At 44.7% G+C, this 541-nt stretch carries 2 protein-coding genes; both read right to left on the reverse strand.

The annotated features are described in order from the left end of the window. A partial coding sequence (locus J4G38_RS27990) for a hypothetical protein (RefSeq protein ID WP_226164087.1) occupies positions 1-252 on the reverse strand: 252 nt, incomplete at its 3' end. Continuing rightward, positions 233-541, reverse strand: a 309-nt coding sequence (locus J4G38_RS27995) for a phosphoadenosine phosphosulfate reductase domain-containing protein (RefSeq protein ID WP_226164089.1), incomplete at its 5' end; no start/stop codon positions are given. The genes J4G38_RS27995 and J4G38_RS27990, both read right to left, overlap by 20 nt.

Consider the following 541-nt stretch of genomic DNA (forward strand, 5'->3'; position numbering starts at 1 on the left):
TGCTTTTATGAGCTTGGAGGGCAAAAAAACCGTATCCTTGGCGATTTTTGTTTGTCCCTTTAGCCTTATTGTCTTTGTTTTCGTCGTTGTGGTCGTGACAAAGATCGGTTTTCCGTTGACGGTGTCATGCAGCACAATCGTTTTTGTTTCACCCTCGAGAAAGGTGGTATCTCGCAAGTAGATGATTTGCTTTTGCGATTGTGCAGCAGCTGGAGCAGTATCCTGCAAATGCTTAGAGCTCGAGCAGCTCATGAGGAAGAGAGCAGCCAGCAGCCAAAAGAGCGTCTTTATATTTTGTTCCGTGATTTTCATAACAGAGAATTTTTTTCGCCACTCGAGGGCAAGTTTTATAGAGCAGATTGAATCTTTCTTTGTCGATGTAGGCCCCAAATCCGCACGCCATGCAGCCAGTGCGCACAAAGCCTTTTTTGTACAGATCGCAAAGCCGCAAATCAAATTTGTGAATGTATTCGTAGATGTCGGAATCAAGGAAAATCGACAGCGGATAACTGGCTTCTTTGTCCTTTTCGAAGCTGGAGCA

Origin of the sequence: Hymenobacter terricola (assembly GCF_017921975.2) — a bacterium.
GTDB lineage: Bacteria > Bacteroidota > Bacteroidia > Cytophagales > Hymenobacteraceae > Hymenobacter > Hymenobacter terricola.